At 71.5% G+C, this 2,275-nt stretch carries 2 protein-coding genes; both read right to left on the reverse strand.

Features of this window, described 5'->3' with window-relative positions; translation table 11 throughout:
- Positions 1-304: 304 nt before the first annotated feature.
- On the reverse strand, positions 305-1,708 hold the full coding sequence (locus ESO86_RS15690; protein WP_129235800.1) for a DUF1214 domain-containing protein: 1,404 nt from the start codon (positions 1,706-1,708) through the stop codon (positions 305-307).
- Between the two features lie 114 nt (positions 1,709-1,822).
- On the reverse strand, positions 1,823-2,275 hold a 453-nt coding region (locus ESO86_RS15695; protein WP_340638869.1), incomplete at its 5' end, for a DUF1294 domain-containing protein.

Raw genomic sequence — 2,275 nt, forward strand, 5'->3', positions numbered from 1 at the left:
CGTCGGCGACGGCGACGGCGACGGCGACGGCGCCGGCGGGACGATCGACGGGACCGCGACGCGGGCCGGCGCGGCGGGCGCGGGTGCGACGGATGCGGGTGCGACGGCGGTGGACATGATGACTCCTGGTTCTCCGGCCCCGGACGGGGCTGATCGACCCTTCGAGTCCACTCCGATCCGGCCCGGCGCACATCGCGAGTCCGGGCCATCCGCGCATGGCCGATCCGGGCCATGCGCGACGTGGCCTCAGCGCGCGCGGGCACCCGCCCACCGGCGTGGCGGGCGGGTGCCGTGGGCCGTCGCGTCAGCGCAGCTGGATCGCCGGCGGGAGGTACTTGTCCTTCGCGATGTCGCTCTTCGGCACGACGCCGTAGACGCGCAGCATCACGTTGAACGCGCCGTCGCGCACCGGGAGCCAGTTCGCCTGGGGCACGCCGTCGGGCTGCGTCACCGCCAGGTAGATGGAGATCGAACCGTCGGGGTTCGTCTCCAGGCCCTCCGTGTAGCTCGCGACGAGGTACTTGTCGAGGGCGTTCGGGATCGGCTGGATCGCGTTCGGCGTGTAGGCGGTCACCGACCAGAAGCGCTCCGCGTCGGGGATCGCGTCGGCCGGGAAGGTCAGCACGTAGCCGCCCGGGTGCGAGCCGTCGAGCGGCGCGCCGTTGCCGTCGTAGAACGCGTGGTAGTACGCGGCCGTCTCGATCGTGTTGCAGTACTGGCAGAACTCGGTGATCGACGCCCGGTCGAGGACGTTCTTCTTCCACGCGCCGATGTTGGTGAAGTGGGTCCAGTTCGTCGCCCCCCGATGGTCCAGGTAGTTGGCGATGAGGGCGTCGTGCGCCGACCGGGCGCCCTCCGCGAACTGCGCGCGTTCGGCATCCGTGAGGCTCGAACCGTCGCCGAAGAGCGCGTCGAAGTCGTCGGAGAGCTTCTGCTCCTGCCGGTTCAGCGGCGGGGTCCAGCCGTCGTCGGCCACCGCGACCTGCGTCTGGCGCAGGAACTCGATCGGAGCGAGGCGGACGAGGTCGTCGGCGATCGTCTTCACCGGGACCCCGAACTCCTCGACGGGCTTGACGGCCGTCGGGACGCCGTTCGCGAGGATGCCCTTCCGGAACTCCTCCGCCTCGGTCGTCACGTCCTCCGTGCCGATGTGCTTGTCCACGCGGAAGATCATGATCATGTGGTCGAGCGGCAGCCGGACGACCTCGGCGCCCAGCAGGTCGTCCGAGGCGTCGGGTCCGATGAGGGCGTACTCGATGGTCTGGGTGCCCTCGCCCGCCTTCCGCGACGGGATGCCCGACGGGTAGACGTTGCCGTAGGGGTCGACGAGCAGGACCGAGTAGGCGACCGGCGTGGCCGGCACGACGACGCCGACCGGGCCCCCGCTGACGTCGAGCGGCGTGCTCGCGTACAGGGTGTCGTCGTTGATCGCGACGACCGCCTGGTACACCGGCGAGATCTCGTTCGGCCCGATGAAGTGGTTCACCGGAACCGGGAGCGCGGTGGTCTGGAAGTGCGTGAACCAGATCGGATAGAAGGTGGTGACGTAGTTCTCCGTCGTCGAGGCGATGTCCTTGCCTCCGTTGTTGCCCGACGGCGGTGCGGCGGCCGCAGGTGCGACGGCGGACAGGACCACCGCGACGGCGGCCGAGGCGGCGAGCGCGGCGATTCTGGTCAGCCTGGTGCTGACCCGGGCATGGCGTTGCATGTTCCTCCCCCTTGCCGGCGCCGGTTCGCCCGACCTCGTGCCGGGCCCGACCGGCGGCCGATTCCGCGCGGACGGTACCACGGGGCGAACGGACGCCGTTGGGACCTGAGACCCTCAGCCGCCCAGGCGATCCGTGACGCCGCCGGAGACGAGGTCGGGCGAGGCGAGCAGCGCGACCAGGCCGGCGGCGAAGGCAAGGTTCAGGACGACCGTGAGCCAGAACGCACGCCGGAAGGTGCGCTTGCGCGTCTTGTGCCGGAAGAGCTGCTGGGCGACGAGCGCACCGGGCCATCCGCCCGCGACGTCGATCAGGTGCAGGGTCTGCTCGGGCATCCTGGATCCGCCGCGGCGCGCCGCCGCCTTGTCGATGCCGTAGGCGGCGAACGCGACGAGGCTCGCCGCAGCGAACCAGGCGGCGAGCCACCAGGGGACGACGTCGAGGAGCAGTCCGAGGGTGAGCGCCGTCGCGAACGCGGCGAGCGCACCCCAGCTCAGCCCCGGTGGCAGCGGACGCGACAGGTCGCGTCCCCAGCTCAGCCCCGGTGGCAGCGGACGCGACAGGTCGCG

This window comes from Agromyces binzhouensis (assembly GCF_004135055.1).
In the GTDB taxonomy this organism is placed as follows: Bacteria; Actinomycetota; Actinomycetes; order Actinomycetales; family Microbacteriaceae; genus Agromyces; species Agromyces binzhouensis.

Bases quoted from the DNA above. Each gene is read 5' to 3' on its own strand.
- ESO86_RS15690 (WP_129235800.1), bottom strand. From the start codon at position 1,708: ATGCAACGCCATGCCCGGGTCAGCACCAGGCTGACCAGAATCGCCGCG.